The sequence below is a fragment of the Paenibacillus sp. 01L418 genome, from assembly GCF_056400045.1.
In genome coordinates this window covers 1-6,969 of record NZ_JBFTSN010000344.1, presented here as the reverse complement: position 1 = coordinate 6,969, position 6,969 = coordinate 1, and the positions used below count along the sequence as shown (strand labels likewise).

8 protein-coding genes are annotated in these 6,969 nt (G+C 44.1%); 1 reads left to right on the top strand and 7 read right to left on the bottom strand.

The annotated features are described in order from the left end of the window. Positions 1–3: 3 nt before the first annotated feature. The 5 genes from AC1DSE_RS27065 to AC1DSE_RS27045 form a co-directional block, all read right to left on the bottom strand. On the bottom strand, positions 4–990 hold the full coding sequence (locus AC1DSE_RS27065) for a sensor histidine kinase (RefSeq protein ID WP_477511593.1): 987 nt from the start codon (positions 988–990) through the stop codon (positions 4–6). 101 nt (positions 991–1,091) lie between these two features. Then, positions 1,092–1,799 (bottom strand): PspA/IM30 family protein, encoded by a 708-nt coding sequence (locus AC1DSE_RS27060; protein WP_477528483.1) that lies wholly within the window; start codon positions 1,797–1,799, stop codon positions 1,092–1,094. A gap of 1 nt (position 1,800) precedes the next feature. Beyond that, positions 1,801–2,280, bottom strand: a complete 480-nt coding sequence (locus AC1DSE_RS27055) for a PspC domain-containing protein (RefSeq protein ID WP_441879401.1) — start codon at positions 2,278–2,280, stop codon at positions 1,801–1,803. Further along, entirely contained in the window at positions 2,268–2,954 is a 687-nt protein-coding gene (locus AC1DSE_RS27050) for a PspA/IM30 family protein (protein ID WP_076270983.1), read from the bottom strand. The genes AC1DSE_RS27055 and AC1DSE_RS27050 overlap by 13 nt, the downstream gene beginning before the upstream one ends. Before the next feature lie 75 nt (positions 2,955–3,029). Further along, the gene (locus AC1DSE_RS27045) at positions 3,030–3,326 is read right to left on the bottom strand and encodes a LiaF transmembrane domain-containing protein (protein WP_076271055.1); all 297 of its coding nucleotides are present in this window, start codon (positions 3,324–3,326) and stop codon (positions 3,030–3,032) included. A 262-nt stretch (positions 3,327–3,588) separates the two neighbouring features. Here AC1DSE_RS27045 and AC1DSE_RS27040 point away from each other — a divergent pair, with 262 nt between their 5' ends. Beyond that, on the top strand, positions 3,589–4,137 hold the full coding sequence (locus tag AC1DSE_RS27040; protein ID WP_076270982.1) for a C40 family peptidase: 549 nt from the start codon (positions 3,589–3,591) through the stop codon (positions 4,135–4,137). A gap of 75 nt (positions 4,138–4,212) precedes the next feature. Here AC1DSE_RS27040 and AC1DSE_RS27035 read toward each other — a convergent pair whose 3' ends face one another. Next, on the bottom strand, positions 4,213–5,796 hold the full coding sequence (locus AC1DSE_RS27035) for an ABC transporter substrate-binding protein (protein ID WP_477511594.1): 1,584 nt from the start codon (positions 5,794–5,796) through the stop codon (positions 4,213–4,215). 134 nt (positions 5,797–5,930) lie between these two features. Further along, a partial coding sequence (locus AC1DSE_RS27030; RefSeq protein ID WP_477528482.1) for an ABC transporter substrate-binding protein occupies positions 5,931–6,969 on the bottom strand: 1,039 nt, incomplete at its 5' end.

The window sequence follows — 6,969 nt, the reverse complement described above, 5'->3', positions numbered from 1 at the left end:
CTCTTATGAAACATCAGTGGGCACCCAAATTTCAATGATAGTTCCCTCGCCAGGTCTTGAAATCATCTGCAAGGAGCCGCCAATTTCAATTACCCGCTCTTCCATAGTCAGTAAGCCATAGGACGTTTGCTTCTTCGCCTCAAGATCAAATCCAACGCCGCTATCCTTTAGACTCATGTGTACTTGATTGCCGAATTGAAGCAATTTGATATCCATGCTTTCCGCTTTCGAATGCCTGAGCGTATTCGATAATGCCTCCTGAGCGATGCGGAATAAATGATCCTCAGCATTAGGAGGAAGCAGGATCGTATCATCAACCTCAAGTGTAATCTTCATCGGTACTTTCTGCTTCAGCTCATCCACTAGAACAGTAAGCGCCTGCCCCAGATTTTTTCCGTCCAAGTGGACGGGCCGAAGATGTAGCAGCAACGCACGCATTTCTGATTGAGCAACGGCAGCCATTTCCTCAATAAGCTGTACCTGACGTTTGGCTCGCTCCCAATCTCGCTCAATCGTTCGACTAACAGCAGTCGCTGTCATCGATATGGCGAATAACTGCTGGCTTACTGCATCATGCAGCTCGCGCGCAAGCCGCTGGCGCTCTTCGATTACTGCGGTGAACTTGACCTTCTTCGCCCAGTTAGGATCAACCTGCTCTTGTTCTGAAATTTCGTTTTCCGTCGTCTCCCCATTGCTTAGCGTAACTGTAAATCGACGTTTTTTTTGCTGCTCGGTCAGCCGCTTCAGCGATTCCTTTAGCTTGGAGTTTTGCAAATAACCGTTTAATGTAGCAGCCGCTAAACCTGCGCCAACGAAAGCTAGTCCGATAATTGCCCATTTCCCTTGAAGCGTGAAGAGATCAACATAACCGATTCCTTGCAATATGATAACAACCAAGCTGACAATGATCAGCAGCCACAATATCGTTTCCGTTACCAGACGCTTGCGGGCCGCATGATTCGAATGGTCGCTCTTATTGCCTTGCTCCATACGGCTCACTTCCTTCTCTTCGCTATTTTAACCACGATGAAGCAAAAAACATATGAAAGAGCAGACCGCAAAACGGTCCGCTTCCTTCATAGCCTATAGTCTTATTCTTCAGTCGGAGCCTTTGTTAATGAAGTTGTTGGGTTTAGCTTGTTTTTAAGTGCTTGCAGCTGCTCATCCACTTTATTTTTTTTCTCAGCATCTGCTGCATTAAAGCTGTTCGAAGAGCTGTTATAGGAGTAAGGCGTGCGCAAAACATCTGCTTCAGCCTCTAGCTGCATAATTTTCTCTTCCATCCGGTAGAAGCCGCGTGATGCCGAACCGCTATCAATCGTGTTGTTTGTAGTCAATTGCGCCATTTGCTTTTGAGCTTTTGCTACTTGTGCACGGGAAGCAAGCTCATTGYGCTTGTTGCGAAGCTGGTAGAACTCTTCTTTCATTGCGTGCAGCTGTTGCATCAATTCCTCAGCCTGAGTCTTCGATTGTGCGTGCAAATCAGTATATTCTGTTACCTTTTGGTCAAAATAAAGCTTCTCTTCAAGCAGCTTGCGCGTATGTTCTTCTTGTCCAGCTCTTAGAGCCGCTTCTGCTTTTGATTCACGATCTGCCGCGCTGCGTACTGTTTCTTCCAAGCGCTGCTTCATCCGGCGCTCATTCGCCATTTGTTTAGCTACTGTTACTTCAGCTTGATGAATTTCAGATTCCATGTCACGCAAGTATTGATTCAACATAATAATCGGATCTTCAATTTTGTCCAATGCCTCATTTACCGATGCCTTAGTCATGTCTTTCATGCGTTTGAAAATTCCCATATTAAAAATCCCCCTTCTCGTATTTAGCAATTTTGGCTTTCAATTCTTCAATTTCACGACGTAGTGCTTTTTTCTCCAAATCATCCATCATGCTATCGAACTGTGACGATGTTGTAGGCTGGGATGAAGGTGCCGGTGCACTCCAAGAGCCTGGCGCTTGCGGCGGGTTTTTGTAAGGACCGCCGAAAGGCGAATTTGTATGTTGATCGAATCCAGGGTTATAACCTCCGCCATAACCGTTTCCGTTTCCGTTACCAAAGCCGTTTGGACCAAAGCCGGAGTAGACCGGCGGTTCTTTAGGAACAACCAAGCCTGCAATAATATAGATCAGAATAACAGCTCCGCTTGTGAAGATCGTAACGACTATAAGTAGAATCCGCAGCAGCGTCGCATCCACATTCAACATTTCTGCTAATCCACCGCAAAGACCGAATAATTTTTTGTCTCGAGAAGATCGATACAGTTTTTTCAAGACGACCATCCCTCTTTCTCAAGCTTACGTTTCAGCTGCTCAAGCTCTCGTTCAATAACTGACTGCAATGTGTTGCCCGCTTCGGATACGAATTCTTGACCCATTTTGCGAATGTCGCGAAGACTCTTTGCTTCATGCTCCATGCCGCTTATACGATCCTCCAGCTTTCTAAACACAGAACCCGATTGAATGCCTTGATCACCGAAGCCGCTCGTATATCGAGCGTTCATTCGTTGTTGAAGCCTTAGTGATTCCATACGAGCTGCATAATATTCACGCTTGTCATATACCGATTGGTATTCGCTGCGCATCTCGCGCAGCTGTTCTTCAAGATCAAGCGTGTTTTGACGGCTTTGCTCGAACAGCTCACGGTATTGAATTGAACGCTCTTCGCAGCTAGCTTTCTCATGCAATGCGATTCTTGCCATTTGCTCCTCGCCAGCCTTCAGAGCTGTCAACGCTTGATTCTCACGGCGTTCCTTTTGCTCTTCAGCTTGCAGCCATTGTGCTTTCAGGTGATTGCTATGTCCTGCATACTGCTGATACAACTTCTCAGCTTGGATAATATCTTCTCTTGTCGACCAGAGGAATTGATCAATCAACCGTACTGGATCCTCTGATTTCTCAAGCCGTTCATTTAATGTAGCGACAGTAATGTCGCGAACTCGCTTCATAATGCTCATTCAATGTCCTCCTTAACGTTTTGCGGTGCAAAACCAGCTTCATCTATCTTTACATTTTATAATGATTCGCAGCAACTAGAATGCTCTGCGTTTGTCTTTCTTAAAGAGGCTCACACCAGCAACGATTAAGCCGATTGCTAGAAGCAGTAAGATGATACCGCCGAGTTTACCGAAAATCATCATGCCGCCGATTGCAATAAGTATTCCGCCAATCCATTTCTTATTGTTCGACCAACCGACAACCCCCAATCCGATTAGTATGAACGGGAGCAAAAATCCGAATATTGCACCAAAATGAACTCCGACAAAATTAAGTACCGCGATACTGCCGACGATGACAAGCAACACGCCCAAAGCGCTTTTTCCATTCATCTCCATTTCCAACTCCTTTCGACTATTAGAATTTATTCATTTTTCTTTTCTTGCCTTACGTGTGTTGCTCTTGCTTATGTACTTAGTTTAGATCAATTTCTCCTTTTATAAAACGGACTTTCGGCGGTTTTCTCACTAGACTTAGGTCGAGTGGGCAGCCCGCCTCTAGGGTCAAATGCGGGTTAATACCCATATTTTACAGCTTAAACTACTAATATCCCTGTGTTACGTTATTATCACACAGGAGGTGTATACGCTGCCAATGAAAAACTATTCCATTAAGAAACTCATTGTAGCTGGCTTTTTGACTACCGTATTATTAAATACTGGGACCATTCCTTTCCAAACAAATGGACATGTCTATGCAGCATCATCATCGGTGGAGAAAATAATTGCAACAGGAATGAAATACTTAGGGACACCCTATGAGTTCGGCTCTGATCGAAGCACAACGAAAACATTTGATTGTTCAGATTTCACCAAACACATATTTGAAAAAGCAGCGGGCGTAACGCTTCCTTCTACCTCTGCTCTGCAAGCAGCTTATATTAAGAAAAATTCAGCGATTCAAACAGACTGGAAAAACCTAAAGCGCGGTGACCTCATGTTCTTTATGTCCTATCACGGAAGCAGTACGGCAGGTTATTCGCGTTTAACGAAGTCAAAACAAACGATTACTCATGTAGGCGTTTATTTAGGCAACGGAAAAATGCTGGATACTTATTCTAAGGAAAGCGGCGGTGTACGAATCGACAACATCGACAATACGCATTGGGAGTACCGTTTTGTTTTTGGCGGAAGCGCTCTCTAGCCGTTTTCTTATCATTAAAAAGTGCCGGTCCAGCAACGAAAGCGCATGGCCGGCACAATTTATAAGCTTTGAAGCTTATTTGCTTGTAAGAAATTGATCGAATTGCTTTTGCTTCTCCGCTATTATTTTCTCGATACCTGCCGCTTTCAGCCTCTCGATATACTCGGGCAGTATTTTATCCACATCTACAGATCCTGTTTCAAGCGCAGTTTGGTACTGCCTATCCACATTGCCGACCGCAGCTACTTCAGCCCTTACCGTATCTCCATTAAATACGAAGCCAAGACCTGGTGAAATTTTTGCCTCTTGGTTAAATTGTTTGAAGCTATTCCACTTCATTGGGTCTTCACTTTCCCATACATAATTTAAAAACTGATTGCCGAACATCCAAGTGGTTCCTGGATTATAATTTTGCGTATACTCCGTAGGCCTAATCACATTCTCACTAACCTTTATATAATGCCTGCCTTCAATTCCGTAGTTCAATAAATTGTTTAAGTAAACATCCGTATGCAGCAGATTAATAAACATCATCGCTCGCGCTGGATCTTGTGAGGTCGAAGAGATAGCCAGCATGGCCCCCGCGGTCTCTGACGTTGCTATCGTCTTCACATTTAACGGCAGCTGTGCAAGCTTTCCAATCATACCCGTCTGAATCGCCAGCTCTTCACTTTTGCCGGGCTTCAATGCGCCAGTTATTGAAAAAACATCGCCGGATCTCAGCGCCTCGCTGTTCATCGTCTGATTCGTAGCCGCATCTTTATTAATGTACCCTTTTTGAAAAAACTTGCGTGTTATGTGCAGTGTATCTATATAACGTCCCACTTCATAGGCAGGCAAAACCTTAGTGCTTTCTCCATCCTTCAAAATGACCCCAGGAATCGATGTATCTCCTAATGCATCAAAATTCCCAATGTAATGTGTATTAAATGATTCCCCCATCTTCAGATAAAGGGGGGTGATCTCCGGCTTTTTCTCTCGGACAATCTGATAAACTTCATCTAAATCTTCTATACTTTTCACTTTAGTCATATCTATTCCAAGCTCTTCAGCTATATCCGCGCGATAGATAATGCCTCCCTGCGCAGCAAGCTCCTTGTTTGTTGGAACGGCATAATTATGTCCCTCAATCTTGGCGCCTGCCAGAAATACAGGGTCAAGCGATTGCAAAATGCCTTGGCCATACTGATCTAAAAGCTCATCAACGACTAAGAAAGCACCTTTTGACACATTAATCGCGTGTTTATTCCATTGCGCTGTAAATAAAATATCAATCTTTTCACGTGATGCGATCATCAGATTGACTTTATCGTCCCACGGTCCCCAGTCAATTGGAATAAGGTCTATTTTTGCATTTATTTTCGTTAATAAGTAGTCATTCATGGCCGCTTCTATTTCTTCTTCATCTTTCTGCGGTGCACCTGTATATACAAACTTAAGCGTATACGCTTTTAATTGATGAATGTCAGAGTTATCAGCTTCATCCATTTCTCCCGTATCTAATGAAACGCTTTCATTATTGATTTCAAGTTGGCTCTTGGATTCACTGTTGCTCCATTCCGGTTCTGTGCCTGATTCATTTGAACAAGCTATGACTAGAAAGAAGCAGGTCAGCAGGAGCATCCTTGCACGCATCAAATGGTACATCGATCGAGTCATACCCGCATAGCCCCCTACTGCATGGATGAATTGCATTTGTTAGCTTAATTGTAAGGAATACACAAAAAATTGCAAGCAAGAAAAACCCGCGCCTTTAGAAGGCGCGGGTTTCATTGATCGTAACAACAGGTTGTTTACTTACTGGCTAGGAACGCATCAAATTGCTTTTGTTTCTCCGCAACCACTTTATCAACGCCTGCTTCCTTCAATTTCTTATCATATTCAGCTAACGTTTTATCGACGTCGACCGAGCCTGTTTCAAGCGCTCTTTGATATTGACGGATTACGTTTGCCAATGCTCCAACTTCCGATTTCACTGGCTCGCTGTCGAATACGAAACCAAGGCCTGGAGAAACCTTCGCATTTTGGTTGAACTCTTTAAATTTGGCCCACTTATCTGGGTCCTCTGTATTCCAAACATAGTTCAAGAACTGACTGCCGAACATCCAAGCCGAGCCTGGGTTATAGTTAGCTGTATTTCCTGTAGCTGTTATGATTTCTCCACTGCGTGTATAATGGTCGCCTTCAATACCGAAGTTAAGCAAGTTATTGATTTCCTTGTCAGTATGAAGCAAATTAATTAACATCATCGCACGGTCTGGGTCCTTAGAAGTGGAAGAGATTCCTAGCATCGAACCAGCAGTTTCAGATGTGGCGACTGTTTTTTCTGTCATCATGATTTGAGCAAGCTTCCCAGTCAGGTTAGAAGCGCTTGCAATCTCTGCGTCCTTGCCTGGTTTCATTGGCTCAATTGTAGAGAATACGTTGCCTGCCTTCCAAGCGTCTGCTGAAGCAACTTGTGTAGTCGCAGCATCTGCGTTAATGTAACCTTTCTTGAAATAGTCACGAGTCAGATTTAAATATTGCTTGTAGCGGTCAAGCTGCTCCATAGGCATCACTTTAGTATCGTCTTTATCTTTAAGAATGGCGCCAGGAATCGTTGAATCGCCCAAGAAGTCGTAATTGGCGAAGAAGTGCGAGTTGAAAGCGCCTGCCGTTGTATACAGCGGAATTAATTCCGGCTTTTTCTCCTTAACGACGGCATATACAGCATCAAGATCTTCTGGTGTTTTCACATTGCTCATATCAATGCCGAGCTCATCGGTAACATCTTTGCGGTAGACGATTCCGCCAGCAGCCGCGAGTTCCTTGTTCGTTGGAACACCGTAGTTT

What these genes read in the sequence shown, in the direction of transcription:
- AC1DSE_RS27065 (WP_477511593.1), bottom strand. Translation starts at nt 990, where the DNA reads ATGGAGCAAGGCAATAAGAGCGACCATTCGAATCATGCGGCCCGCAAG.
- AC1DSE_RS27045 (WP_076271055.1), bottom strand. Translation starts at nt 3,326, where the DNA reads ATGAATGGAAAAAGCGCTTTGGGCGTGTTGCTTGTCATCGTCGGCAGT.
- AC1DSE_RS27035 (WP_477511594.1), bottom strand. Translation starts at nt 5,796, where the DNA reads ATGACTCGATCGATGTACCATTTGATGCGTGCAAGGATGCTCCTGCTG.
- AC1DSE_RS27055 (WP_441879401.1), bottom strand. Translation starts at nt 2,280, where the DNA reads ATGGTCGTCTTGAAAAAACTGTATCGATCTTCTCGAGACAAAAAATTA.
- AC1DSE_RS27040 (WP_076270982.1), top strand. Translation starts at nt 3,589, where the DNA reads ATGAAAAACTATTCCATTAAGAAACTCATTGTAGCTGGCTTTTTGACT.
- AC1DSE_RS27050 (WP_076270983.1), bottom strand. Translation starts at nt 2,954, where the DNA reads ATGAGCATTATGAAGCGAGTTCGCGACATTACTGTCGCTACATTAAAT.